This is a genomic window from Sulfitobacter sp. GN1-4 (assembly GCF_055693825.1).
Genome location: NZ_JBVFUQ010000003.1, coordinates 1,717,904 through 1,740,868 on the forward strand (window position 1 = coordinate 1,717,904; position 22,965 = coordinate 1,740,868).

Sequence of the window (22,965 nt, forward strand, 5' to 3'; positions counted from 1 at the left end):
CGGTAGGTTTGGTGTTGCCCTGACTGATCCTACGATCCGTCATGCCCTCCCACAACGACAACGCGACGTTGACAAGGCACCATAACACCAGGTTGCTTTGCTGCCTCTGCGGTCGGCCGGGGGTCTTCTTCTCTCAATTTCTGAAAAGTTAACAAACAGTTCTTATGCGCCGGAAGCGGGCAGTAACGGCAGCTAAAACGGCCACTCGCCGGCCATGAGCCATACTCTAAGCGGCCTCTGTTTGGAATTGCGCTGTGCGCTCTGGTGGGCATGCAACGGACCACAGTTGACTTTGTCAACTCAAAAGGTAGCATACCTCAGAGTCGCTAAGACGGACGCAGCTTTGGTGGGCACGACCCCTCGCAACACAGAAATTCGCTGCACGAAACGCACCAAAATCGCTCACGCGATGACGAAAGACTGAACTTCAAATGGGAGGAAAGAGTTCAAAATGATCAATCTAAGGAAAATCGGCTACTCGATCGCTTTGGCCATGATGACGGCAGCAACGCCAGTGCTGGCGGAATACCCTGAACGGCCCGTGGAATTCGTGGTGCCGTGGCCTCCGGGTGATATCGAAGACACGCTGACCCGGATGATTGCGGATGCTATGCGGGATGAAACTGGCGTGCCCGCAAGCACCGTCAACATCGCGGGTGGCGGTGGCCTTGTTGGTGCCACGCACGTGTTCAGCCAGCCTGCAGACGGCTATACCGTTGGTGTTTTCACCGCCAACATCATCTCGGTCCACATCATGCGCGGCAACGCGAAATACGACCGGGCTGAATTTGAACCAATCGCAGGGGTCATCGGTTATGGGCAGGTGCTTGCCGCAAACAAGGACGCCCCGTTCAACAACTTGGCAGAGCTCGCAGAGCACGCCAAATCGAACGATGTCACGCTGGGTGTCGTCGGCCTCAACGCGCCGCCCGCCTTGCAGGTGCGCAAGATGGCCGAAACGCTGGGTTTCGAGTTCGCGTCGATTGCGGGCTATGACGAAGCCTCGTGCCAGTTGCTGTTCAACGGCGAAGTTGACGTCCTTTTAGGCGGCGCAACCATGCGTCCCTGCATGGCCAGTGGTGAGGCGAAGGGCCTTGCTGCGCTGACCACCGCGCGCATCCCGATCTACGAAGATGTGGCCACCTTGGACGAGCAGGTTCCCGGCTTTGCAACACCCGGTTGGGCGGGCATTTTCGTGCGCAAGGACACGCCACAAGAAGCGCGCGAGGTGATTACGCGCATCGCCAAAGAGGTGGTTGAGAGCGAAGAAGCCCAAGAGCTGGCAGCAAAAACAGGATCGGTCATCAAGTGGACGCCTGCGGATGAAGCGGCTGCCTACGCGGATGTCTTCTACGATCGTATCTCGGACCTGCTTGGGAACTGACGCACGTGTCTGAGGACAAAAAACAGGCAGAGTCTCCGTTCGAAGAAGAACGGCACGGGGGCAAATATCTGCTGGGTGGGATGGCGGCTGCGGCCGCCCTCCTGCTTGCGTTGCATGGCACCCAGACTGTCGATGGTGTGACGGTCAGTGGAAATGCGGATGTCGGCTGGTGGGCGGAGCCGGGCCTGACCCCCGCCGTTTTTCTGGTCCTCACCGTCTTGGCAAGTTTGGCCGCGTTTTTTGCGGCCAAGCGCGACAGCATCGATTGGACAAAGGTTGGTGGGGACTATGGTCGCGTCGCACTCTTGTCGGGATGCATGATAGGCACGGTGTTCCTTTTGAAAATCATCGGGTTCGCGCTGTCGATCCTTGTCTTTGCGGGCGTCGTGGCATTCATCGCCGGGTTCCGGGGTGGACGTCTGGCCGCCATTGCGATTGCGGCCAGTGTTTCGATGGTACTGATCTTCCGTGTCGGGTTCTCCGTTTGGTTCCCGCGACCTGAGCTGTTCAAACTGATTGACCTGCCGTTCTGGCTGCAAGGGGTGCTTTAGGTGATCGACACAATCCTACTTGGGATCCAGCAACTGGGCGATCCGATGGTTTGGATCGCTTTGATTGGTGGCAGCGTTCTGGGGATCATCTTGGGCGCGATCCCCGGCATCGGACCGGGCGTTGGCATCGCGCTTCTTTTGCCCGTCACCTACAGCATGGACCCGCTGGCGGGCATTACACTGCTGATGGGGCTTTACGCTGCCGGGTGGTACGGCGGAGCCATTCCCGCGATCACCATCAATACGCCGGGCACGGGCGTGAACGTGCTGACCACATATGACGGCTATCCCATGGCCAAAAACGGAGAGCCGCAGCGCGCTCTGTCGCTGGCCTATGCGTCTAGTTTCGTGGGCGGGGTTTTTGCCGTGCTGGTGCTGATGGTCGCGGCGTGGCCGATTGCGTCCCTGTCGCGGTATCTGACGTCAATTGATCTGGGCATGGCGGCCCTTTTGGCGATGGTGCTGGTGGTCGTCGCACACCGTGGCAGCGAGTTGGCGTCTTTCGCCTTGCTGGGTGCGGGGCTCTTTATCTCCACCATTGGGTTGGAGACGGCCTATGGGTCCGCGCGATATACATTTGATACAACGTGGATGCTGGCCGGTGTGCCACTCATTGCAGTCATCCTTGGGCTCTTTGCCATTGGGCAGGCGTTCACACTGATTTTCTCTGACCGTCAGGTGGACAAGGGCAATTCGGAAATGGACCGCGGATTGCTGGGCGGTTTTGTCGAGGTGTTCAAATATCCCGTCACGCTGTTCCGCTCTGCCGGATTTGGCGTCGGCATGGGCGTTTTGCCTGGCGTGGGCGAATTCCTCGCGCAGTTCTTCGCCTATACCAGCGCGCGGGCGTCCTCAAAAACGCCAGAGAAATTTGGCAAAGGTGCGCCGGAAGGCATCATCGCCTCGGAAACCGCGAACAACGCGGTGCCTCCCGCAGCCCTTGTGCCCCTGTTGTCGCTGGGGATCCCGGGTGAGGCCTTTACCGCGATGATGCTGACTGTGTTCATCATTCACGGGATTGACCCGGGCCCAACGCTGTTTCAGGAAAACCGAGAGTTTGTCGCGGGCCTCTATATGACGCTGCTGGTGATGAACGTTGTTATCGTGCTGCTTTTGCTCGCGGGTACACGCTGGATCGCGAAACTGTCGAACATTCCCGACCGCTTGCTGGGCGTCATCATTCTGTGCCTTGCGCTTGTCGGCTCCTATTCGACCAACTACCGCCTTACCGACACGATCATCGCTATTGCCTTTGGTGTTTTGGGCTTTGCGCTCCGCCGGGCCAATATCCCGATGGTGCCGATCATTCTGGGCCTTGTGCTGGGTCCGATCATGGAGCGGTATTTCCGTCAGGGCATAGGTGCTGCCGGGGGCGATTTGACGGTATTTGTCAGCCGCCCGATCTCTTTGGTGTTTCTGATGACAATTGTCGCCCTTGTAGCACTGGCGCTGCGCAATGCGGTCACAGGAAGAAAGAAAGGCCGTGCCAATGTCGGCGGATGACCGGGCAAAAATCACGGCTGTCGTCACGCAGTACGCGGAGGCTTATTTGCAAGCCGACGTTGATGCTCTGCGCGATGTCTTCGCGCCCGATGCGGTCATGAACGGCTATGTCGGTGAGCGATTGGTGGAAGGCGCGCCCGAGATCTTCATTCAGAAGGTTGGTGATACGCCGTCGATCGCTTCGCGTTGCCAGAACCCACGATACGAGATTGGTGATATCCAACTCACCGGCCATGCCGCTGCGGTCACGGTGACGCAATATGACTTCGGTGATCTCAATTTCACCGACTACATGCATCTTTTGAAGCGCGATGGTCGGTGGCAGATCATCAGCAAGACCTTTTCGACATTTTGAGCTTAGGGGCGTGATCCAATGACCAATCCCAACACAATGAAGGACTGGATCGCCCGCGACGCAAATGTCGTGCAGCACCCGGGTGGTGGTGGCGGAGCGCATACGCTGGTTTTGTCCCATGGCGTGGGCTGCCGGGTTTGGGATGTTGATGGGAACAGCTATCTCGACGCGCAAGGCGGGGCGTGGCTGAACAAGGTGGGCTATGGGCGCAAGGATCTGGCTCAGGTCGCTGCAGGGCAAATGGAGAAGCTGGCTACGTTTGCATTCGGGTTCGACTACACCAACACACCTTCGATTGAGTTTGCCGAAAAGCTGGTCGCGCGCGCACCGGCAAATATCGCAAAGGTGCGGTTTGAAACTGGGGGCGGCGAAGCGGACGACCATGCGCTGCAATTGTCCCGTATCTATCACGCGCAACAGGGCGCACCCCAGCGCCGCAAGATACTGATCCACCGCGATGCGTATCACGGCAGCACGCTGGCCGGCGTGGAACTTACCGGCGGGAAACCGGGTGTTCCGCCAAGCTCCCCTGATACCATCGTTCTGACGCCGCCACGCCCGTACCACACCGAACTCTACGGTGGGCGGGACATGGTTGATTATTGCGTCGATGAACTGCGCAGCGTGATTGCGGAGCATGGGGCAGAGATGATTGCTGCGATGTTTGCGGAACTCATGCCCGGTCCCAGCGGCATGATCCCGTTGCCAGACAACTACTGGCCTGCCATGACCGCCGTCTTGCAGGAACATGGCATCCTCTTTGTGGCTGACGAAGTGGTCACGGGATTTGGCCGCGCGGGTGCTTGGTTTATGTCATCGGAACTCGGGCTTGCACCAGATATGATCGTTTTGGCCAAAGGCATGTGCAGTGGCTACGTGCCGATGGCCGCCGTCATGATGAGCGAAGATGTCGCAAACGCGGTGAACGGGCTGGGCCCGGGCAATTCCTACGCGGGTCACGCTGTTGGCGCGGCTGTGGCTTCGGCACACTTCGACATCATCGAGCGGGAAAACCTGCTGGACAATGCAAACGCCCGCGGGGCTCAGTTTCTGGAAGAACTGTCACCGCTTCTGGACCATCCTTTTGTCGGCGACATCCGTGGGCGCGGTTTGATGATGGGGATCGAGCTGGTCTCTGACAAGCAAACGCGGGCACCTCTGATCAAAGACGCGCCTTGGCTTTTCGCCGATCTGCCAAGGTATATGCGGCGCAAACACGGCATTCTGCTGGGGCTTAGGGCAAACGTGATCATCCTGACGCCGCCGCTAGTAATAACAGCTGAGGAAGTGACCCAGGTTTGCCAAGCCCTGAGCGAGTCCATCGCGCAAATCGATCAAAAGAGTCTGCGACTGCCAGACTAAAGCGCTTCGCGACGGGTGCTTTGCAAGATGCTGTCTTTCGTAAGCTCTTGATCCAACTGATCCACAGCCTCCCGCAACCGACGCTCATACTTCACCAATAGCCGTTTCAGCTCTTCGGCCTCGGATTTTTCCAGCAGTTCTGCGGACAGATCGTTCTTCTCCTTTGCGACGGCAAACATCGCGCGATACAAATTCTCGCCCTTCGGCGTGAGGCTCAAGGCCTTGACCCGGTGGTTCGCACTCGATTGCGAGACAAGAAGATACCCTTCATCAACAAGCCGCTTGGTCATGCGGCTCATCAAACCCTTGTCGAGATACAGCTTTTGCCGGATCGCCTGAATGTTTGGTTCCGCCATGCAAGCGACCAGCGCAAGAACGCGCCATTCAGTCAGATTAAAGCCAAACTCGCGGGTCCAGTATTGCCCTTTCTTCTCGTTCAGCGTTACCGCTTGCGCCAACAAGAACCCCAAAAGACCCAAAATATTATCGGCCTGATCGACGTCTAGAATATCCGCATCTTCTTTTTGCTGATCGAAGTTGGCCATATCTCGTCTTGGTATTGTGTGGCTGAAAGATGGTTTTCCAAAGTGCTGCGACCCCGGGCAGGGTCATTTTCGCAGGTTTCGCATCTTTGGACAAACAACAAGTGAGCAAAGCCTAGCTAGATTGCGCTGAAGGTTCTTATCGTTCAAACGACGTTGGTGATCTAGCACCTGCAAAGAAAACCAGGTTTTCCTCAGCGTTATGTTTTGCTGTCGCCGCGATGCAAGCCATGAAGACCTGGATGCCAGAAAACGTCACCCTGGCATCGTACGCCATCAGTGGGTTCGGACAGCGCCATTGCTCGCAAGTGCGGCGAATGACCGGTAGGCGGATTGCCACCGCAGCATCATGAAAGTGGGAAGAACGTCCGGTAAGGGCTTCCTGCGAAGGTCGCCTCCAACGTCGAAGTTACTGACTTCGAAGCCAAACCAGGGTATTCATGCAGGTCCAATGGGCACTCGGTTTGGGCCGATATCGTCAGGACGGGAAAGGAGAAAAGCGGTGAGTTCTTGCCGTATTTCTGAGTAATCCGGGTTCTCAAACACGTTCTGCATCTCGTCCGGATCATTGATCAGATCATAGAGTTCACCTGTTTCGCTGCACATGTCCATTGTCAGCTTGTGGGTGCGCGTGCGCACACAGCGCAATGACAGCGCAACGCCGACCCGGTTTGGCAACAGCTCCCATTCGCTTATGGCAAAGTTGCGAGTGGCGTCTGCGGACTCACCCAGAGGTCGCAGGCTTTTGCCATGCTGTGGCAGCATGGGCGCGGCACCGCCTAGGTCAAAAAGGGTGGGTCCAATGTCGATGGTCGACACCGGTTGATCGACAACCTTACCTGCAGGAACGCCTGGCCCTTTCACGATCATGGGAACGCGCAACAGACCTTCGTAAGTCAGCGGGCCCTCCAAGCTGAACTGAAACCGGGTGACGTTGAAAAACTTGGTTCGATTTTCGACCGGCTCGCATCAGCGGCTGAAAAGGACCTAGACATCATATGAGATCCAAACCTTGCAGTCCTGTGCGCCGCGCTGAGCGCCAGTAGGCGATGCTTCGACCGCATCAAGGTATCGCGAAAACGAAAGTCCGGTTTGGGCAAACAGCGCTTCAGCGCTTGAATAAGTGAGCAACGGAAGTAGTGGGCGGCCTGCGACGACGGCCCGGTGATGTTAGGTTTCAGTTGCTTCCAGAATGGCCAGTGCATCTTGAAGCTAAACGCTAAGGAATGGGGAAGTACTGTCCATCCTTGTCTGATCCAACAGTACCTGTACTGCGCGCAGATCTCCGGTCTTTTCATAGATTTGAGTAGCTTGCGTTTGTCGTATTGAGTGTACGCCGCACGCACTGCCTTCTAGTCAGATCGACGTGACCCAGTCCCCAACAGTCAGTGCATATTGTCGAGGTGCCGCTGACAACGGCTTGACGAAAGATAGCCGTGTTGAAGCGGTCGAAAGGATCGGTGACTTCGGCGATAGTGGTGCTCGCCCCGGGGGGACTCTGAGACTGGAACAGTCATCGCGGTGTACACTCTGGGACCAGACGGTTCAGCCGAACTTTATGGTCTCTGTCCGAGTGAGAGATAAGCGTTTGTGAGATAGAGACTTTTTGTGAAAAGTCTCTCTGTCATCTGACTGCGGATTCCTAGGACCGGGAAGTATTGAAGGAACTCTGGAAAGGTGATGCAGGGCTTTCCGCCGCATTCCGGAGAAATTTTGCAGGCCTGATCACCAATGAAAATAGATCAGTCGCAGGTGCGCGCAATGATTTGGATTACAGGTTCAAGAACGCTGTTGAGCTTCGGATGTGGGGCGCCGATCTGTATCGCTTCCAGTTTGACGATGGCCGGATGCCTTGATGGGTTGGTAGGGCAATTGTCGACGCGGCCGAGATGTCTCGGACGATGACAGCGCTGCCGTCAAATCGCTTCGTTAAAGTGCCAAAATCCCGCGAGTAACGACATCTGTCGCTTTAGAAGCTCGAATTTGGATCCAATGTGGTTGGTCCAAGCACATGTCCGCATAGCGGGATGGGACTGCAGCATCCGGCATTGGCGCTGACAGCCCAGTGAGGGCAGCGATCTGCATGTGCCAGACTACTCAGCAGGAGCAAATCCAGTGATGAGCTGTTTCAGCCCGAAAGCAGCACCGAGAAAGATGGATGCGAACGCAAGCGGAGCGCTGAAGGCCAGTACCGAGAAAGCGGATATGCCTTGGCCGACGCTACAGCCGACTGCTAGGATCGCACCAGGGCCCATAATGGCCGCGCCCAAGATCTGGCGGCGCAACTCTCGGGGATCTTCACAGGCCTCCCAGCGGAAATGACCCTTAGAGTAAGATCCAAGTGCCGCGCCGATGACCACACCCACAACGGATCCAACACTGAACGAAAGCGCATTTCCGGATGCCGTCATTGTGTAGAAAATCGTGTCGCCGATTGGCGCTGCAAATGTGTGGGTTTCGATAGGTTCGGATTCAAAACCTGTCATTGCGACCCAGTATGTCCCGACCCAACCCGAGACAACGGCAAGACCAACAACACACCCCCAAAAGATATGGCCGTAAGACGCCCGCATGTCTGCTTTGGAAAGTGCCACTGCCAGAAGCACACCGCCCGCAACAAGTCCCGTAACAATCGGTGAGACGCCAACGGTTGATAGCAACAGCGATAAGCCTTGTGGCGACGTTGCTCCTGTCTCAGCGGGAAAGAGCCAAACGCGCGCATGGGCTAAGGGCCCTGACATCACAAAGTAGGCAGATAATCCCATCACCAGGACAATAACGAACGATCGCAGGTCCCCACCACCAAGCCGGGCGAGCGCGCCGTACCCACAATTCCCGCTTAAGGCCATGCCGTAGCCAAACATCAAACCGCCGACAATCGTACCGATTGGGTCCCATACTCTGTCGAGATATGCGCTTTCGGCGGCGTCGAAGAAGCCTGAGCCAATAGCCAAATGTGTACCGATGATCGCAACGCCTATGGCAACTGCCCACATCCGAAGCCGACGGTCATCACCGCCGTACAGCACGTCTTCGATTGCGCCGAGGGTACAAAAACGCCCTATTCGCGCGGCAAGGCCAAGTGCGATGCCACCAACAAGTCCAATAAGCGCGGTTGAATTCGCTTCTCCGAGCAATTCCAGCATTTGTTCCCTCCCGAACCAAACGCTGGCGAGACGCTTGGCTAGTCTTCCCTGCAGAACAGGTCGTAGACCACTTCCATGATTTGCTTTGGACGGTCATCTGTCAAGCTGTAGTAAATCGCTTTGCCATCTCGGCGCGGGGTCACGAGCCCTTCAAGACGTAAACGCGAAAGCTGTTGTGAAACCGCCGCCTGACGGGCTGAGAGCAGCTCTTCGAGCTCGGTGACCGACTTTTCGCCTGATGCGAGGTGGCAAAGGATCATCAGCCGCCCCTCGTGACTAATGGCTTTCAGGAAGTTGGAAGCGCGCATCGCGTTTTCCATCATCCTCTCCATATCCTCGGGGCAAATGTTCTTGTCGAACACGGGCAAACGCGATGTCGGTTCGGCTTGGGTGTCAACTTCAGCTGTCATATGAACGGTCATAATGAGTTAACTCGCTTGATCCAAGGGAATATCGGCGCGCTCGAACATAAGTGTTAGCAAGCCCCAAAAGAAGTCCTCGCCCGGATATCCTTCAATGCGGCCAACTTCTTTGCCGTCATCCACCAAAATGAAGGTGGGCGTGAAATGCACACGCTTTGCGAATTCGACATCGGGCGTTTCGGAATGAAGGTCGTAGCGTTGCAGGGGTGCGGTACGACCTTCGGCCGTTTTGGGATAGATGTGGGCGATCTCTTCATTCCACTTTGCGCACCAGTAACATCCGCTTTCTTCTGCCATGAGCAGTTGCGGTTCAGCTTCCGCTGCGAGTGGCAGCATTCCTAACAGTGTTACAAGGAGCACCCTCAGCATCTGTGCGGTCACCTCCGTTGACGCATGTCTTCAATATATCATAATCTAATTTGTGAATATCTCAAGACAAGGGGCAGCACGACATGTTTGATGTCACTTTTTTTGGCGCATTGGTGGCGGGTTTGCTGTCTTTTTTATCACCCTGCATTTTGCCGATAGTTCCGTTTTATCTGAGCTACCTTGCCGGTGTGGGCATGAACCAGATTTCCGCTGATACCGAGGTGTCGGGCGCGGTGCGTATGCGCGCATTCTTAGCAGCATGTTGTTTCGCCCTAGGGGTTATCACTGTGTTTGTCGGACTTGGGGCGACCGCAACCGCATTCGGAAGTTTGGTGCGAGAGTATTTTGATATCTTACGATGGATCGCGGCTGCGATCATCATAGCGATGGGGCTGCACTTTCTGGGCGTGATCAGAATTGGAGTTCTTTACCGCCAGTTGCGTGCGGATACTGGGGATACCAGCAATGTCGGATACGTCGGGGCCTTTGTGATTGGTCTCGCTTTTGCCTTCGGGTGGACGCCATGCGTTGGTCCGGTTCTAGCGGCCATTTTGTTTACTGCTGCGGGTCAGGACTCGGCGGGGCAGGGGGCATCGCTGTTGTTCACATATGGGCTTGGGATGACCCTGCCGTTCATCGCGGCGGCTTTATTCATTGGGCCCTTTATGACCTGGATGGCAAAGTTTCGACGTCACCTGGGGCTCATTGAAAAACTGATGGGCGCGCTGCTCATTCTGTTCGGTGTGCTCATTGCCACCAATTCCATCAATATTATCGCTCAGTGGATGCTGGAGAACATACCATGGTTCAGCACCATTGGATGAATGTTAGGGAGGACCTCACATGAAACGATTTCTGATAACTTTGCTGGCTATTGTCTTTGCATCTGCCGCCTTGGCTGCAGAGTTGGGCGACGATGGTTTGCATAAAGCGCCTTGGATGCGGGACACGTTCAAAGACCTGAGCGAAGATCTGGCAGAGGCAACCGCGGAAGGAAAGCGGTTGATGGTTCTAGTCGAACAACGCGGGTGCATTTACTGCAAGAAGATGCACGAAGAGGTGTTCGTTGTTCCCGAGATCGCAAGTTATATCGAAGAAAACTTCTTTGTCGTGCAAATCAACATGTTCGGAGACGTCGAGGTGACGGACTTTGATGGCACGACGCTCCCTGAGAAAGATATGGCCAAACGTTGGAGCGCGCTTTTCACACCCAGCATCTACTTTTTTCCAGAGCAAGTCGGCTCTGATCAGATCGCTACGCAAGCCGCAGTCGCCAATATGCCGGGTGCGTTTGGCCGTTGGACGACGTTCAATATGCTGAACTGGGTGGTGGAAAAGGGCTATGAAGGTGACGAGCCGTTCCAGAAGTATCACGCGCGCAAATTTGAAGACCAAAAGGGCTAGTTTTGCCGCGCGTGCAAAACAAACCTGCGCAAAATGCTGCGCTTGCGAACAGATATTAAAATTCATTTAGTTGAATTTGTTGTTGCGTCAATGAGATTGGGTGCCGTAGTGTGCTAAAAAACCAAGGCTGGAATCGACCTAGGGAGGGCGCATGACACGTACATTGGGACTTGGGCTGGCTTCGTTTCTGTTGGCGTCATCTGCATTTGCAGAAGAGATTAAGCCAATGAATGTTGCTTTCACCGATGGAACAGTTGAGGCTTCTTTAACAGGGGTGGCTGGTGACGCGGCAATGGGGCGCAAGGTCTTTGCGAACCGCAAGCAGGGTAACTGCTTGGCATGTCACACGAACGCTGACCTGTCCGAAGAAAGCTTTCATGGCGAAGTTGGCCCGCCGATGGACGGTGTCGCTGATCGCTGGACCGAAGCAGAGCTGCGCGGGATCGTCACAAATTCGAAGATGATGTTCGAAGGGACAATCATGCCGGCCTTTTACGTCGACGGTGGATATGAGCGTCCGCTCGATAATTTTGCAGGCAAAAGCATCCTGACCGCACAGCAGGTCGAAGATGTGGTCGCCTATTTGATGACACTGAAAGAAGAGTGATCTTCCAAACACGGAGTTCAAAAATGGAACTGACACGGCGAAAAATACTCGCAATCGGCTCCGGTGCATTCGCGGCAAGCTTCACAGGTTTGCCTGCATTTGCTTCGCTGACCGATGATGCAATTGCCGCCTTCACCGGCGGTGCAGAGGTGGGGAGCGGCGCGATTACGCTGACCGCTCCGGAAATTGCGGAGAACGGCAACACTGTTCCTATTGGCGTTGATGCGCCAGGCGCTGTGCAGATCACGTTATTCGCTGATGGCAACCCAGTGCCAAACGTAGCGACATTCAACTTCGGGCCATTGAGTGCATCCCGGAGCGCGTCGACGCGTATCCGTCTTGCGACGACGCAAAATGTAGTTGCCGTCGCAAAGATGGAAGACGGTTCGTTCCAGATGGCCAAGGCCGAAGTAAAAGTGACAATCGGCGGCTGCGGCGGCTGAAGCAGAGATAGAGGAGAGACATCATGGCATCTGGTGTAAAGCCCCGGGTTAAAGTCCCGAAGACAGCAGCAGCTGGTGAGACGATTACCATCAAAACTCTGATCAGCCACAAAATGGAAAGCGGCCAGCGTAAAGACGACGATGGCAACATTATTCCGCGCTCGATCATCAATCGCTTCACAGCCGACTTTAATGGCCAGAACGTCATTGATGTGACGCTTGAGCCCGCGATCTCCACCAACCCCTTCTTCGAGTTTGAAGCGGTTGTGCCAGAGTCCGGTGAGTTCACGTTCACTTGGTACGATGACGACGGAGACATTTACGACACAAGCAAGAAGATCACCGTCTCGTAAGAAGACGCGGGTCTCGCCTAGGGAGGGACGAGAATGAAACTGACACCATGGATGACAATTGCAGCGCTCGGTCTGGCCAACGCTGCGTTTGCTCAGGACAGCAACTCGCTGAGCATCGATGGCGAAGCGATGATCACCGAAACTGCGGCACCCGCACATATGGAAAACGTCGATACGATCTACTCGGGTTGGCGTTTCCGTTCACAAGAGACGCAAGCTCTTGAAATGGATGACTTCGACAATCCGGCGATGATTTTCGTGGATCAGGGCATTGATCTTTGGGACAAAGTTGAAGGTGCTGAAGGTAAATCGTGCTCCTCTTGCCATGAGGACGTCGAGGATTTCGCAGGACTTCGTACACAGCTTCCACGTGTAGAGGGCGGCGAACTTGTTGCCATGGAAGATCTGGTGAATGAGTGTCGCACCAAGCGCATGGGGGCAGACGCTTGGAAATGGTCCGGTGGGCAGATGACGGCTGTTACTGCACTGATCGGACTGCAGTCCCGAGGGATGCCAATGAACGTGTCAATCGATGGCGACGCGGCTTCGTTCTGGGAGCAAGGCAAAGATCTATATTACACGCGCGTCGGCCAGCTCGATATGGCTTGCTCCAGCTGCCATGAAGACAACTACGGCGTAATGATCCGCGCCGACCATCTGAGCCAGGGCCAGATCAATGGCTTTCCGACGTACCGTCTGAAAAACGCCAAGCTGAACTCGATCCACGGTCGCTTCAAAGGCTGCATGAAAAACATTCGTGCAACGCCCTTCGCCGAGGGTGGCGATGAGTTCAAAGCGCTTGAGTTGTATCTGGCATCACGCGGGCAAGGTCTTTCTGTCGAAACGCCATCTGTCCGTAACTAATCAAACAAAGAAGGCTCCGCGTCATTGCGCGGGGCCTTTTTCATCGGCGCTATATTCACTTATGCGCATATGTCTTAGGGAGCCAAGACAAACATGATTTCGCGTCGCGATTTTCTGCAAGTAGGTATGGCGGCTTCGGCCATCTATGGAGCGTCCGGTTTTGGAAATTGGGCGCGTGTTGCGGCCCAGCAATCCCTGACACAAGATCAGCTTTTGGAGTTCGACACATTCGGCAATGTGTCCTTGATCCACATCACTGACATTCACGGTCAGCTCAAACCAATCTACTTCCGCGAACCTTCCATCAATATCGGCGTTGGAGAGAATAAAGGAGCTGTGCCGCATGTAACGGGCGCTGATTTCCGAAAACTCTATGGCATCGCCGATGGCAGCCCGAGCCATTACGCCCTCAGTTCAGGCGATTTCTCCTCCCTTGCGCAGGGCTATGGCCGGGTGGGTGGTTTGGACCGCGTCGCGACGGTGATCAAAGCCATTCGCGCCGATCGACCAGATGCGATCCTCCTTGATGGCGGTGATACTTGGCATGGGTCTTACACCACGTGGAAAACCCAGGCGCAGGATATGTTCAATGTCATGAACGCACTCGCACCGGATGCGATGACATTCCACTGGGAATTCACACTTGGCAGCGAACGTGTCCAGGAGTTGGTCGAGCAACTGCCTTTTGCAGCCCTAGGTCAGAACATTTTTGACGCCGAATGGGACGAGCCGGCAGAGCTGTTCCCACCGTATAAAATGTTTGAACGCGGGGGCAGCAAGATTGCTGTCATCGGCCAAGCATTCCCATACATGCCAATTGCGAACCCACGTTGGATGTTCCCCGAGTTTTCCTTTGGCATTCGTGATGAAAACATGGCTGCGATGGTGGAAGAGGTTCGTGCAGCAGGCGCGGAATGCGTCGTTGTCCTCAGCCACAATGGGTTTGACGTAGACAAAAAGATGGCCAGCGTCGTGCCGGGCATTGACGTTATCTTGTCAGGGCACACGCATGACGCACTTCCAGAACCCGTGGTGGTTGGCAGCACAATAATCTTGCCGTCTGGATCTAACGGTAAGTTCGTCAGCCGCGTGGATCTTGATATCCGAGATGGCCGAATGATGGGTTATCGGACGAAACTGATCCCTATACTCTCGGACGTTATCGAGCCGGACGCAGAAGTGGCTGCGATCATTGATGCCGAACGCGCGCCCTATGAAGTGGAAATGACGGAGGTCATTGGGCAGACCGACAGCCTGCTGTACCGTCGTGGGAACTTTAATGGGTCCTGGGACGATCTGATCTGCGATGCGCTCCTGAGCGAGCGGGACGCTGAGATCGCCTTGAGCCCGGGTGTGCGTTGGGGACCTTCCTTGATCCCGGGACAAGATATCACGCGTGAAGATATCTTTGGGGTAACGTCGATGAGCTATGGCGAGGCATACCGCACTGAGTTCACCGGAGAGTTTTTGAAGGTCGTCCTCGAGGATGTGGCCGACAACATCTTCAACCCCGATCCCTACTACCAGCAGGGCGGGGACATGGTGCGCACGGGTGGCCTTGGATACCGGATCGACGTGTCCAAACCGCAGGGCGAGCGAATTTCAAACATGACGCTTTTGAAGACCGGCGAGCCGATTGATCCGGCGCGCAACTACGTGGTGGCAGGTTGGGCCAGCGTCAATGAGGGCACCGAAGGCCCACAGATTTGGGACGTGGTGGAAAGTCATGTCCGCAAGCTTGGCACTGTCACAGTGCAAGAAAACAACAGCGTCGACGTTGTTGGCGTCTAAAGAAATCGGAGACCTTGAGAAATGGATGAGATGTTTAAACCGTCCCGTCGGGCCTTCCTGAGAGGCAGTGCAGCAGTTGCTGCGGGGTCAGTCGCTGGCGCAGCCGCGGCCGAAGGCCCCGACCCGCTGATCACGGAGCTTCAAGACTGGGCGTCATATACCGGTGCAGGCGTGGACGAAACGCCCTACGGAATGCCGATCAGTTTTGAAAGCCATGTCGTACGCCGCAATGTGGAATGGCTGACAGCCTCGCCGATCAGCTCGATCAACTTTACACCAATCCATGCTCTGGACGGGACAATCACGCCGCAGGGTTGCGCGTTTGAGCGTCACCATTCCGGTGCTATTGAACTGCGTAAGGAAGACTATCGCTTGATGATCAACGGGCTGGTCGATCGCCCTTTGGTCTTCACATATGACGACCTTGAGCGCTTCCCACGAGAGAACCACGTCTATTTCTGCGAATGCGCTGCCAACACTGGTATGGAGTGGGCAGGTGCACAGCTGAATGGTGTGCAGTTCACGCACGGTATGATCCACAATATGGAATATACCGGGATCCCGCTGCGGACGTTGTTGAAAGAGGCTGGTGCCGACATTTCGGCGGACAAATGGGTCTATGTCGAAGGTGCGGACGCCTCCTCTAACGGCCGCTCGATCCCGATGGAAAAGGCGCTCGATGATGTGTTGGTCGCGTTCAAGGCCAACGGCGAAGCCCTGCGTATGGAACACGGGTATCCAGTTCGCCTTGTCGTCCCGGGATGGGAAGGCAACATGTGGGTCAAATGGCTGCGCCGTATCGAAGTGACCGATATGGCCGTTGAGAGCCGTGAGGAAACATCCAAATACACTGACGTTTATGAGGACGGTACGGCGCGCAAATGGACCTGGGTGATGGACGCGAAATCCGTAATCACGTCTCCCAGTCCACAAATGCCAATCAAGCATGGGGCGGGCCCTATGGTGATCTCAGGCCTCGCTTGGTCTGGGCACGGTCAGATTACGCGCGTTGATGTGTCCAAAGATGGGGGCATCACTTGGGAGACGGCGCGCCTGGGTAAGCAGGGCGATACCAAAGCACTGACCCGTTTCTATCTCGACACGCAATGGGACGGAAAGCCCATGCTGCTCCAAGCGCGCGCTATGGATGAAACCGGCTATGTGCAGCCCACCAAAGACCAGCTGCGCGAAGAACGCGGCGAAAACGCCGTTTATCACAACAACTGTATCCAGACTTGGTACGTGAACGCTGAAGGGATCGCCGAGAATGTCGAAGTCTCCTAATATTCTCTTACCCACTGTCGGCGGTATCGCTCTGGTCGGCGGCCTGGCAGTGGCGTCTATGCATCGTAACTCCGGCGAGGCAGAGATCGCGCTGTTGCAGGATCGAATTGGGCAAGTCGAAGCGCATGAAAAAACAGCCCAGGAAAAGGCGAAAGCGGAAGCCGCGCGGGTTGCAGAATTGGAACTCAGGATTGCGGAAGTTCAAGCCGCCGCCGCCGAACGGGTTGCAACCGGAGCCAACCTTACTGCGCCTGCGCCAAGCTCTGAGGGTGCATATGGCATCGGGCGGACCGCTTTAGCTGAAGAAATCGCCGCGTGGGACGTTGATGTCCTTCCAGATGGCCGCGGCCTTCCCGAAGGCAAAGGCGATGTCTGGACAGGAGAGGAAGTCTTTGCTGACCGGTGCGCATCATGCCACGGCGATTTCGCTGAAGGTGTCGATAACTGGCCTGTCCTCGCGGGCGGTTTCGACACACTTGCCGATGACGATCCGGTCAAAACCGTAGGATCATACTGGCCGCATCTGTCGACGGCTTGGGACTATATCTCGCGGTCGATGCCGTTTGGCGAAGCCGGGACACTCACCGCCGATGAGACCTACGCGATTGTGGCGTACATCCTTTATTCCAACGATTTGGTCGATGATGACTTTGAGCTGAATCACGAGAACTTTGCTGATTTCAACATGTACAACATGGAAGGCTTCGTGATTGATGACCGACCAGAGCAGGAATACGCCCAGTGGCGGTCTGAGCCTTGCATGGAAAACTGCAAGGACAAAGTCGATGTGACAATGCGGACCGTTTTCCTGGTGGAGACCCCACCGGAAGGGGGATCTAACTCGGTGATGAACCACGCTTCCAGCGAAGAACTCCCAAGTTTCACAGCGGACGGCCCAACATTCATTCCGACTGCAGCCGCAAAGCCTGCTGTTGAGGAAACTGAAGCATCGGACGACAACGCAGAGTTGGTCGCCGCTGGTAAGAAAGTCTTCAAGAAATGTTCGGCGTGCCACAAGGTTGGAGACGGTGCGAAAAACGGATCAGGCCCGCAATTGAATGGTTTGATTGGCCGGACGATGGGGTCTGTTGAGGGCTTCAAATACTCAAAAGTATTCATGGCAGCTTTGGAAGAAGGCCGGGTTTGGGATGAAGAAGCCCTTGCGGAATTCTTGGCCAAGCCAAAGAGCTACATGAAAGGCACCAAGATGGCGTTCTCTGGCCTCAAGAAAGAATCCGATCTGACAGCCATCACCGAGTACCTGAAGACGTTTGGGGAATAAGGTGCACATGAAGAACATTATCAAGTTCTCCCTGTCGGTTGCTGCGTCCATGCTTGCCATGGGCGCAGCGGCTGGGTCTGTGGGCGATCCGGATCGTGGTCGACAAGTTTATAAGAAATGCGCCAGCTGCCATATGGTTGGCCCGGATGCGCGAAACAGAGTTGGACCTCCTCTCAACAACATAATGTCAGCGAAAGCTGGCGGTGTGGCCGGGTTCAAATACTCGAAGGCTATGAAGGCCGCAGCGGATGATGGTCTGCATTGGACACCTGAAACGCTTGATGCGTTTCTCGAAGCTCCGAAAGCAGTAATCCCAAAGACAAAGATGAGCTTTCGCGGCCTCAAGAGTGAAGAAGACCGCATTGATTTGATCGCATATCTTGGGACCTTCTCGGGTGGCAGCATGGCTGCACAAGTCGATAAGGGCTTCACAGTTTCCGCCGACATCTTGGCACTCGAAGGGGATCTTGAATACGGCGAGTATCTCTCGTCGGAATGCACGACCTGCCATCAAGCTGACGGTGACAACGACGGTATTCCTGGAATCGTCGGCTGGGAAACCGAGGATTTTGTGACGGCAATGCATGCCTACAAAGAAAAGCATCGCGAAAATCCGGTGATGCAGATGGTCACTGGCCGCCTGGCCAATGACGAAATCGCTGCTTTGGCGGCGTACTTTAAAAGCCTCGAAAACTGAGGCGCAAACAGGGAGGAGAACCCAAATGACGATGAACAGAAGAGCGTTCCTCGGCACAACTGCGGCGGCATCAGCTGCTCTGGCTGCGCCGATGGTTCTGGCTGATGGCCATGCAAAACCACGCGTGGTTGTCGTAGGTGGCGGGGCAGGGGGGCAACAGCTGCCCGCTATATCGCCAAAGATAGCAAAGGCGCGATTGACGTTACGCTGATCGAGCCAACACGCACCTACTACACCTGCTTCTTCTCGAACCTTTACCTCGGTGGGTTCAAGGAAATGGACGATCTGGGCCATTCCTACGGTGGTCTGGCTGCAAATGGTGTGAACGTCGTGCACGATTGGGCGGTCGGTGTTGACCGCGATACCAAGACAGTGACCCTCGCCGGTGGTTCCAGCATCAAATACGATAAACTGATCCTGAGCCCAGGTATCGACTTCGTTGATATGTCTGTTCCGGGTTGGGACGTGTCGTCGCAAAATGCGATGCCGCATGCGTATAAGGCCGGTTCTCAGACGGAGCTTTTGAAAGCGCAACTCATGGCGATGCCGGAAGGTGGCACTTTCGCGATGGTCGCCCCGCCGAACCCATATCGCTGCCCTCCAGGACCATATGAGCGTGTTTCGATGATCGCGCATTATCTCAAAGCCAACAATCCTACGGCAAAAATCCTGATTGCAGACCCCAAGCCGAAGTTCTCAAAGATGGGCCTGTTCCAGGAAGGTTGGTCAAACCACTATGACGGTATGATTGAGTGGGTTGGCGAAGACTTTGGCGGCGGCGTTGTCGAAGTTGATCCAGGTGCCATGACGCTCAGCATTGATGGTGAAGTTCAGAACGTCGACGTGTGTAACGTCATCCCAGCGATGAAAGCGGGACGTATTGCAGACATCGCAGGCGTTACCGACGGCAACTGGGCACCGGTTAATGCGGCCGACATGTCCACCAAGGCAGACCCTGACGTGTATGTTTTGGGCGATGCCTCGCAGCAGGGCGACATGCCGAAATCCGGCTTCTCTGCCAATAGCCAGGCCAAGGTTTGCGCGAATGCGGTGCGCGGCGCGCTCACCGGCTCGAAGGTGTTCCCGGCCAAATTCTCCAACACATGCTGGTCCTTGATCGACACAAATGACGGTGTGAAAGTTGGGGCAACCTACGAAGCGACTGAAGAGAAAATTGCCAAAGTTGACGGGTTCATCTCGCAGACCGGCGAAAGCTCTGACGTTCGTAAGGCCACATACGAAGAGTCCGAAGGTTGGTATTCCGGTATCACAGCGGACATGTTCGGCTAAGCAGTCGACAGCAAGTTGTCCTTCGGGCCGTAAGGCGGCCCGGAGGTACTCACATAGGGGGAAATCAGTTGCGACATACGATAGCTGCTTTGGTCTTGTTGGCCTCACCAGTGTTGGCGGACTCCCCAATACTGCTTCCCTACGATGGCAGTTTTGACGATGCGTCCTTTGCTGTTGAAAGCGCGATCGTCGACCGAGGACTGGTTATCGACTTTATCAGTCATGTAGGAGACATGCTGAGCCGTACAGGGGCCGACGTTGGTAGCGGCGCCAAGATATTCGATGCGGCAAATATCTTTCTGTTCTGCTCGGCCGTTGTGTCCCGAGAAGTAATGGAAGCAGACCCAACCAATATCCAGCACTGTCCTTATGGGATTTTCGTCACCGAAATAGATGGCGAGGTCATGATCGGTCATAAAAGCTACCCGGCGGGTCCCATGCAGAGAGTTGAGACCTTGCTCCGAGAGATCGCGAAAGAGGCGAGTGAATTTTGATGGACTACAATGCTTTTTTCGCAGGCGAACTTTTGAACCTCAAAGCGGAAGGCAATTACCGCGATTTTGCCGAGTTGGAGCGCCATCGAGGCGCGTTTCCAACGGCGACCTGTCACAATGGTCCGGGCGAAGTTACGGTTTGGTGTTCAAACGACTACCTGGGCATGGGGCAGCACCCAAAGGTGTTGGCGGCGATGCACGAAGCGTTGGACAGAACTGGGGCCGGAGCAGGCGGTACGCGTAACATCTCTGGTACGACGCATGATCATGTCCTGCTTGAAGCCGAACTTGCGGATTTGCACGGCAAGGAAGCGGCACTGCTGTTTACCTCAGGATATGTTTCCAATTGGGCGGCGTTGGGGACCTTGGCTGCAAAGATACCGAACTGTGTTGTTTTGTCTGACGCATTGAACCACGCTTCGATGATTGAGGGCGTCCGCCATTCCCGAGCCCAAAAGATGATCTGGAAGCACAACGACCTCGCAGATCTGGAAGCAAAGTTGGCAAGTCTTCCAATGGATCAGCCAAAACTGATTGCCTTCGAAAGCGTCTATTCCATGGACGGTGATGTGGCCCCGATCAAAGAGATTTGCGATCTGGCGGACAAATACGGTGCGATGACCTATCTCGATGAGGTTCATGCAGTTGGGCTCTACGGCCCACGTGGTGGTGGCATCGCCGAACGGGAAGGGTTGATGGATCGCGTGACGGTCATTGAGGGGACATTGGGCAAAGCGTTTGGGGTGGTAGGCGGCTATATCGCTGCGTCTGAAGAGCTTTGTGATTTCGTAAGATCATTCGCCAGCGGCTTTATCTTTACCACCGCCTTGCCGCCGTCCGTCGCGGCAGGTGCCGCGGCTTCTATCAAGCACCTCAAGGAAAGTTGCGAAGAACGAGAGCAGCAAAAGGCGCGCGTGTCAGAAGTGCGCATGCGTCTTGACGCTTTGGGGCTCCCGCATATCGACAATCCAAGCCACATCATACCGGTGATGGTTGGCGATCCAGTGAAGTGCAAATTCATCTCGGATACGCTGCTGAATGAGCACGGCATATACATCCAGCCCATCAACTATCCGACGGTCCCAAAAGGCACGGAGCGATTGCGGATTACGCCGTCTCCGGTTCATTCAAAAGAGGACGTAGATAGACTGCTAAATGCGCTGGAAGACTTGTGGACGCAGTGCCAACTGGCGCGACGCCCGTTGGCCGCCCAATAGTGAAAGGCTTCCCAGATTTGCCGCCGATCTGGTGGGCGTGCAGCATCGCGGTCATTTACTTTGCGAAATGGCTTGCGCCACAAGTTCATGTTCAGTCCACGTTTCTAGAATACACCTCATGGGTTTTGTTGGTCGGTGCCTTAGCGATAATCGCCTGGTCGGCAATTTGGTTTTGGCGCAAGCGCACGCCGATCGAGCCGCATCACACGCCCAAGTCGCTTATCGTGGAAGGACCGTATCGGCTCTCCAGAAATCCCATCTACCTCGCACTGGTTCTTTTGACCGTTGCATCGGCCGCAGGCCACGGGTCGTTAGTTGGGCTGTTGTGCGCGTATGGCCTGTGGCGTGTCCTCGATCAGCGTTTTGCGGCCCAAGAAGAAGCGTTACTTGTCCAAACATTTGGTGAAGACGCGGAACACTATCTCAGTGTTTCAAAGCGATGGATCTAAGACTGGTTCGGGACGTATGCGGCATTTTCGAGCCAGCCGTGATAGCCAGTTTGAAGGACCAGAACGTTTTCTCTGCCTAAAACCCGCAATCCGAACGCAGCTTGCGCAGACAGAGCACCGGTATTGCAAAACAGAACGACCTTACCAGTTGTTGGAATTTCGTCGATCTGACCAAAGACCTCGCGCCATTCAACATGCTTCGCTCCCGGAATTGTTGCCTCGGTAAAATCAGCAACTGTGCGCGTGTCTATGAATGTCACGCTGTCAAAGATGTCTTCGGTGATCTGCTCGGGGAGAATGATGCCGGCATCATAGGGCGCAAATTCAGAGTAGTCTTGCATGGCTTCGCGAACTGCGTCATCTGCAACGGCTGGCATTGCGACAAGGGCCGACATCAATAGGCCGGTACATAGGCAAAGTTTCATTCCCAAGTCTCCACCGCTGAGTTGTATCTCAGCATCGCTGCATCTGGAGAAACAGTTGGTAGGCCGCGTGCGATCCAACCTGCCCCCTTTTCGTTGCCAAACATGCCCTCGGACACGTCAGCCAAACCCGTGATCCCATTGCGCGCAAGGACCTCAATAACATAGGCTGACCTGCCGCCTGTTGCGCGGATGAGGCCTACTCTCTCGGGAGGGTATTGTGCGAATATAGCCTGCAGGCGCTTGGGGAAGTCCTCATTGTGCATCGATACAGGCCACGCGCCATCTGCGACACCGCTCTCGTCCCACTCTTGAGGCGACCGGATGTCCAAAACCACCAAGTCACCAGATGCTATTTTCGCCGCTGCTTCTGGTGCGGAAAAAACTCGTGTTTCAGCAAAAGCAGCGGCGGCCGCAATGAAAAATGCGACCGCAAAGGCTGCGACAAGCCCTAAGGCCCAAAGCAGGCGACGTATTAGCAGTCTTGGCAAGTCTTGAGGCCAAGTATGCGGTAGATGGGGCAAAAGTTGACGAAAGCGGTGCCAACGAAAATGAGACCCAAATATCCCCAAATACCGATGGTGCCCATTGCCGCCAACACCACCAGTAACGCTCCGAGTACGAAGCGGGCGATACGGTCGAATTGTCCAAGGTTGCGTGTCATTGTGCTTTTCTCCTGTGTTTGAACTGCTCTTAAACAAGCAGCTCTCACCGGCAGCGTCAGTGACTGTGTC

28 protein-coding genes and 1 pseudogene are annotated in these 22,965 nt (G+C 55.3%); 21 read left to right on the forward strand and 8 right to left on the reverse strand.

Annotated elements, in window-relative coordinates:
* Nucleotides 1-451 precede the first annotated feature (451 nt).
* From ACZ1HM_RS08960 to ACZ1HM_RS08980, 5 genes are read left to right on the forward strand one after another with little or no spacing between them, the layout of a single operon-like run.
* Complete coding sequence (locus tag ACZ1HM_RS08960) at nucleotides 452-1,384, forward strand: tripartite tricarboxylate transporter substrate binding protein (RefSeq protein ID WP_472742473.1); 933 nt, start codon at nucleotides 452-454, stop codon at nucleotides 1,382-1,384.
* Nucleotides 1,385-1,389: 5 nt separating this feature from the next.
* Nucleotides 1,390-1,935 carry a tripartite tricarboxylate transporter TctB family protein gene (locus tag ACZ1HM_RS08965; protein WP_472742474.1) on the forward strand — a complete coding sequence of 182 codons (546 nt, stop codon included), beginning with the start codon at nucleotides 1,390-1,392 and terminating at the stop codon, nucleotides 1,933-1,935.
* Nucleotides 1,936-3,438: a tripartite tricarboxylate transporter permease gene (locus ACZ1HM_RS08970; protein WP_472742475.1), complete on the forward strand. Its 1,503-nt coding sequence runs from the start codon at nucleotides 1,936-1,938 to the stop codon at nucleotides 3,436-3,438.
* Complete coding sequence (locus ACZ1HM_RS08975; RefSeq protein ID WP_472742476.1) at nucleotides 3,425-3,793, forward strand: nuclear transport factor 2 family protein; 369 nt, start codon at nucleotides 3,425-3,427, stop codon at nucleotides 3,791-3,793. The genes ACZ1HM_RS08970 and ACZ1HM_RS08975 overlap by 14 nt, the downstream gene beginning before the upstream one ends.
* Nucleotides 3,794-3,811: 18 nt before the next feature.
* Nucleotides 3,812-5,155, forward strand: a complete 1,344-nt coding sequence (locus ACZ1HM_RS08980; protein ID WP_472742477.1) for an aminotransferase family protein — start codon at nucleotides 3,812-3,814, stop codon at nucleotides 5,153-5,155.
* Here ACZ1HM_RS08980 and ACZ1HM_RS08985 read toward each other — a convergent pair.
* On the reverse strand, nucleotides 5,152-5,700 hold the full coding sequence (locus ACZ1HM_RS08985) for a MarR family winged helix-turn-helix transcriptional regulator (RefSeq protein ID WP_472742478.1): 549 nt from the start codon (nucleotides 5,698-5,700) through the stop codon (nucleotides 5,152-5,154). The two genes, ACZ1HM_RS08980 and ACZ1HM_RS08985, sit on opposite strands and share 4 nt — an antisense overlap.
* Before the next feature lie 435 nt (nucleotides 5,701-6,135).
* Nucleotides 6,136-6,609 carry a sulfatase/phosphatase domain-containing protein gene (locus ACZ1HM_RS08990; RefSeq protein ID WP_472742479.1) on the reverse strand — a complete coding sequence of 158 codons (474 nt, stop codon included), beginning with the start codon at nucleotides 6,607-6,609 and terminating at the stop codon, nucleotides 6,136-6,138.
* Nucleotides 6,610-7,355: 746 nt separating this feature from the next.
* Here ACZ1HM_RS08990 and ACZ1HM_RS08995 point away from each other — a divergent pair.
* Entirely contained in the window at nucleotides 7,356-7,553 is a 198-nt protein-coding gene (locus ACZ1HM_RS08995) for a hypothetical protein (RefSeq protein ID WP_472742480.1), read from the forward strand.
* A 237-nt stretch (nucleotides 7,554-7,790) separates the two neighbouring features.
* On the opposite strand, the gene ACZ1HM_RS09000 is transcribed toward ACZ1HM_RS08995, so the two are convergent.
* The 3 genes from ACZ1HM_RS09000 to ACZ1HM_RS09010 all read right to left on the reverse strand — a co-directional run bounded on the left by ACZ1HM_RS09000 (nucleotide 7,791) and on the right by ACZ1HM_RS09010 (nucleotide 9,634).
* Complete coding sequence (locus tag ACZ1HM_RS09000; protein WP_472742481.1) at nucleotides 7,791-8,843, reverse strand: YeeE/YedE family protein; 1,053 nt, start codon at nucleotides 8,841-8,843, stop codon at nucleotides 7,791-7,793.
* Nucleotides 8,844-8,881: 38 nt separating this feature from the next.
* The gene (locus tag ACZ1HM_RS09005) at nucleotides 8,882-9,175 is read right to left on the reverse strand and encodes an ArsR/SmtB family transcription factor (protein ID WP_472744588.1); all 294 of its coding nucleotides are present in this window, start codon (nucleotides 9,173-9,175) and stop codon (nucleotides 8,882-8,884) included.
* A 96-nt stretch (nucleotides 9,176-9,271) separates the two neighbouring features.
* Nucleotides 9,272-9,634, reverse strand: coding sequence for a hypothetical protein (locus ACZ1HM_RS09010; RefSeq protein WP_472744589.1), 363 nt, complete (start codon nucleotides 9,632-9,634; stop codon nucleotides 9,272-9,274).
* A gap of 83 nt (nucleotides 9,635-9,717) precedes the next feature.
* On the opposite strand from ACZ1HM_RS09010, the gene ACZ1HM_RS09015 reads away from it, so the two are divergent.
* The 14 genes and pseudogenes from ACZ1HM_RS09015 to ACZ1HM_RS09080 all read left to right on the forward strand — a co-directional run bounded on the left by ACZ1HM_RS09015 (nucleotide 9,718) and on the right by ACZ1HM_RS09080 (nucleotide 21,809).
* Nucleotides 9,718-10,458, forward strand: coding sequence for a cytochrome c biogenesis CcdA family protein (locus ACZ1HM_RS09015; RefSeq protein WP_472742482.1), 741 nt, complete (start codon nucleotides 9,718-9,720; stop codon nucleotides 10,456-10,458).
* A 19-nt stretch (nucleotides 10,459-10,477) separates the two neighbouring features.
* Complete coding sequence (locus ACZ1HM_RS09020; RefSeq protein WP_472742483.1) at nucleotides 10,478-11,038, forward strand: thioredoxin family protein; 561 nt, start codon at nucleotides 10,478-10,480, stop codon at nucleotides 11,036-11,038.
* Nucleotides 11,039-11,189: 151 nt separating this feature from the next.
* Nucleotides 11,190-11,645 (forward strand): sulfur oxidation c-type cytochrome SoxX, encoded by a 456-nt coding sequence (gene soxX, locus ACZ1HM_RS09025; RefSeq protein ID WP_472742484.1) that lies wholly within the window; start codon nucleotides 11,190-11,192, stop codon nucleotides 11,643-11,645.
* A gap of 23 nt (nucleotides 11,646-11,668) precedes the next feature.
* Entirely contained in the window at nucleotides 11,669-12,088 is a 420-nt protein-coding gene (gene soxY / locus ACZ1HM_RS09030; protein WP_472742485.1) for a thiosulfate oxidation carrier protein SoxY, read from the forward strand.
* Nucleotides 12,089-12,111: 23 nt separating this feature from the next.
* A complete protein-coding gene (gene soxZ, locus ACZ1HM_RS09035) occupies nucleotides 12,112-12,441 on the forward strand; it encodes a thiosulfate oxidation carrier complex protein SoxZ (protein WP_472742486.1) in 330 nt (109 codons plus the stop codon).
* Nucleotides 12,442-12,474: 33 nt separating this feature from the next.
* Nucleotides 12,475-13,305, forward strand: a complete 831-nt coding sequence (gene soxA / locus ACZ1HM_RS09040; RefSeq protein ID WP_472742487.1) for a sulfur oxidation c-type cytochrome SoxA — start codon at nucleotides 12,475-12,477, stop codon at nucleotides 13,303-13,305.
* 93 nt (nucleotides 13,306-13,398) lie between these two features.
* Entirely contained in the window at nucleotides 13,399-15,096 is a 1,698-nt protein-coding gene (gene soxB, locus ACZ1HM_RS09045) for a thiosulfohydrolase SoxB (RefSeq protein WP_472742488.1), read from the forward strand.
* Nucleotides 15,097-15,117: 21 nt separating this feature from the next.
* Nucleotides 15,118-16,380 carry a sulfite dehydrogenase gene (soxC, locus tag ACZ1HM_RS09050; protein ID WP_472742489.1) on the forward strand — a complete coding sequence of 421 codons (1,263 nt, stop codon included), beginning with the start codon at nucleotides 15,118-15,120 and terminating at the stop codon, nucleotides 16,378-16,380.
* Complete coding sequence (locus ACZ1HM_RS09055) at nucleotides 16,364-17,662, forward strand: c-type cytochrome (protein ID WP_472742490.1); 1,299 nt, start codon at nucleotides 16,364-16,366, stop codon at nucleotides 17,660-17,662. The genes soxC and ACZ1HM_RS09055 overlap by 17 nt, the downstream gene beginning before the upstream one ends.
* A gap of 7 nt (nucleotides 17,663-17,669) precedes the next feature.
* A complete protein-coding gene (locus tag ACZ1HM_RS09060) occupies nucleotides 17,670-18,359 on the forward strand; it encodes a c-type cytochrome (RefSeq protein WP_472742491.1) in 690 nt (229 codons plus the stop codon).
* Nucleotides 18,360-18,384: 25 nt separating this feature from the next.
* A pseudogene (locus ACZ1HM_RS09065) lies at nucleotides 18,385-19,649 on the forward strand (FCSD flavin-binding domain-containing protein).
* An 80-nt stretch (nucleotides 19,650-19,729) separates the two neighbouring features.
* Nucleotides 19,730-20,143, forward strand: a complete 414-nt coding sequence (locus tag ACZ1HM_RS09070; protein WP_472744590.1) for a DUF302 domain-containing protein — start codon at nucleotides 19,730-19,732, stop codon at nucleotides 20,141-20,143.
* The gene (gene hemA, locus ACZ1HM_RS09075; RefSeq protein WP_472742492.1) at nucleotides 20,143-21,360 is read left to right on the forward strand and encodes a 5-aminolevulinate synthase; all 1,218 of its coding nucleotides are present in this window, start codon (nucleotides 20,143-20,145) and stop codon (nucleotides 21,358-21,360) included. The genes ACZ1HM_RS09070 and hemA overlap by 1 nt, the downstream gene beginning before the upstream one ends.
* Nucleotides 21,360-21,809, forward strand: coding sequence for a methyltransferase family protein (locus tag ACZ1HM_RS09080; RefSeq protein WP_472742493.1), 450 nt, complete (start codon nucleotides 21,360-21,362; stop codon nucleotides 21,807-21,809). Before hemA ends, ACZ1HM_RS09080 begins: the two co-directional genes overlap by 1 nt.
* Here the strand turns inward: ACZ1HM_RS09080 and ACZ1HM_RS09085 are convergent.
* Nucleotides 21,806-22,234: a rhodanese-like domain-containing protein gene (locus ACZ1HM_RS09085; RefSeq protein ID WP_472742494.1), complete on the reverse strand. Its 429-nt coding sequence runs from the start codon at nucleotides 22,232-22,234 to the stop codon at nucleotides 21,806-21,808. The genes ACZ1HM_RS09080 and ACZ1HM_RS09085 overlap by 4 nt on opposite strands.
* Nucleotides 22,231-22,569: a rhodanese-like domain-containing protein gene (locus tag ACZ1HM_RS09090; RefSeq protein ID WP_472742495.1), complete on the reverse strand. Its 339-nt coding sequence runs from the start codon at nucleotides 22,567-22,569 to the stop codon at nucleotides 22,231-22,233. Before ACZ1HM_RS09090 ends, ACZ1HM_RS09085 begins: the two co-directional genes overlap by 4 nt.
* On the opposite strand from ACZ1HM_RS09090, the gene ACZ1HM_RS09095 reads away from it, so the two are divergent.
* A complete protein-coding gene (locus ACZ1HM_RS09095) occupies nucleotides 22,556-22,729 on the forward strand; it encodes a hypothetical protein (protein ID WP_472744683.1) in 174 nt (57 codons plus the stop codon). The two genes, ACZ1HM_RS09090 and ACZ1HM_RS09095, sit on opposite strands and share 14 nt — an antisense overlap.
* Here the strand turns inward: ACZ1HM_RS09095 and ACZ1HM_RS09100 are convergent.
* The gene (locus ACZ1HM_RS09100) at nucleotides 22,707-22,895 is read right to left on the reverse strand and encodes a YgaP family membrane protein (protein ID WP_472742496.1); all 189 of its coding nucleotides are present in this window, start codon (nucleotides 22,893-22,895) and stop codon (nucleotides 22,707-22,709) included. The two genes, ACZ1HM_RS09095 and ACZ1HM_RS09100, sit on opposite strands and share 23 nt — an antisense overlap.
* Nucleotides 22,896-22,965: the final 70 nt, after the last annotated feature.

What these genes read in the sequence shown, in the direction of transcription:
- ACZ1HM_RS09055 (WP_472742490.1), top strand. Translation starts at nt 16,364, where the DNA reads ATGTCGAAGTCTCCTAATATTCTCTTACCCACTGTCGGCGGTATCGCT.
- ACZ1HM_RS08975 (WP_472742476.1), top strand. Translation starts at nt 3,425, where the DNA reads ATGTCGGCGGATGACCGGGCAAAAATCACGGCTGTCGTCACGCAGTAC.
- soxY (WP_472742485.1), top strand. Translation starts at nt 11,669, where the DNA reads ATGGAACTGACACGGCGAAAAATACTCGCAATCGGCTCCGGTGCATTC.
- soxC (WP_472742489.1), top strand. Translation starts at nt 15,118, where the DNA reads ATGGATGAGATGTTTAAACCGTCCCGTCGGGCCTTCCTGAGAGGCAGT.
- ACZ1HM_RS09015 (WP_472742482.1), top strand. Translation starts at nt 9,718, where the DNA reads ATGTTTGATGTCACTTTTTTTGGCGCATTGGTGGCGGGTTTGCTGTCT.
- ACZ1HM_RS09010 (WP_472744589.1), bottom strand. Translation starts at nt 9,634, where the DNA reads ATGCTGAGGGTGCTCCTTGTAACACTGTTAGGAATGCTGCCACTCGCA.
- soxZ (WP_472742486.1), top strand. Translation starts at nt 12,112, where the DNA reads ATGGCATCTGGTGTAAAGCCCCGGGTTAAAGTCCCGAAGACAGCAGCA.
- ACZ1HM_RS09000 (WP_472742481.1), bottom strand. Translation starts at nt 8,843, where the DNA reads ATGCTGGAATTGCTCGGAGAAGCGAATTCAACCGCGCTTATTGGACTT.
- ACZ1HM_RS09095 (WP_472744683.1), top strand. Translation starts at nt 22,556, where the DNA reads ATGTCCAAAACCACCAAGTCACCAGATGCTATTTTCGCCGCTGCTTCT.
- ACZ1HM_RS08980 (WP_472742477.1), top strand. Translation starts at nt 3,812, where the DNA reads ATGACCAATCCCAACACAATGAAGGACTGGATCGCCCGCGACGCAAAT.
- ACZ1HM_RS08985 (WP_472742478.1), bottom strand. Translation starts at nt 5,700, where the DNA reads ATGGCCAACTTCGATCAGCAAAAAGAAGATGCGGATATTCTAGACGTC.
- ACZ1HM_RS08960 (WP_472742473.1), top strand. Translation starts at nt 452, where the DNA reads ATGATCAATCTAAGGAAAATCGGCTACTCGATCGCTTTGGCCATGATG.
- soxB (WP_472742488.1), top strand. Translation starts at nt 13,399, where the DNA reads ATGATTTCGCGTCGCGATTTTCTGCAAGTAGGTATGGCGGCTTCGGCC.
- ACZ1HM_RS09085 (WP_472742494.1), bottom strand. Translation starts at nt 22,234, where the DNA reads ATGAAACTTTGCCTATGTACCGGCCTATTGATGTCGGCCCTTGTCGCA.
- ACZ1HM_RS09005 (WP_472744588.1), bottom strand. Translation starts at nt 9,175, where the DNA reads ATGGAGAGGATGATGGAAAACGCGATGCGCGCTTCCAACTTCCTGAAA.
- soxX (WP_472742484.1), top strand. Translation starts at nt 11,190, where the DNA reads ATGACACGTACATTGGGACTTGGGCTGGCTTCGTTTCTGTTGGCGTCA.
- ACZ1HM_RS09020 (WP_472742483.1), top strand. Translation starts at nt 10,478, where the DNA reads ATGAAACGATTTCTGATAACTTTGCTGGCTATTGTCTTTGCATCTGCC.
- hemA (WP_472742492.1), top strand. Translation starts at nt 20,143, where the DNA reads ATGGACTACAATGCTTTTTTCGCAGGCGAACTTTTGAACCTCAAAGCG.
- ACZ1HM_RS09060 (WP_472742491.1), top strand. Translation starts at nt 17,670, where the DNA reads ATGAAGAACATTATCAAGTTCTCCCTGTCGGTTGCTGCGTCCATGCTT.
- soxA (WP_472742487.1), top strand. Translation starts at nt 12,475, where the DNA reads ATGAAACTGACACCATGGATGACAATTGCAGCGCTCGGTCTGGCCAAC.
- ACZ1HM_RS09100 (WP_472742496.1), bottom strand. Translation starts at nt 22,895, where the DNA reads ATGACACGCAACCTTGGACAATTCGACCGTATCGCCCGCTTCGTACTC.